The sequence below is a fragment of the Peribacillus sp. SIMBA_075 genome (genome assembly GCF_046534585.1).
This window is the reverse complement of record NZ_JAWRYN010000805.1, coordinates 1-265: the sequence shown is the minus strand read 5'-3', so window position 1 is coordinate 265 and position 265 is coordinate 1. Positions and strand designations below refer to the sequence as shown.

Annotated in this window: 1 pseudogene; it reads left to right on the top strand. The window is 44.9% G+C overall.

The features are described from left to right. Positions 1-265 (top strand): annotated as a pseudogene (locus SB775_RS30440) (hypothetical protein); the annotation flags it as partial.

The following is a 265-nucleotide window of genomic DNA, read 5'->3' as shown; positions in this document are numbered from 1 at the left end:
GCATGTCCTTAAAGGAAGCCTATTATCCTGATGTAGAGGATGAACGTCTTGGGTTTTTGTTTGAAATTGCGTGCCGCTCTTTGCTGGCAAAAGACGTGCTGGAATTTCGAAACAGACAATACCGTTATAAAGCAGAATACCGTCATTTCATCCAGGCCATGAATGATGCATCTCATACCGTCAAGGCTTCAAGATTTGGAGAGTTAGATGAAGAAGTCAGTACCTCCTTTCATACGACGCAGGCGGGCGTGTATGCGCATCATAC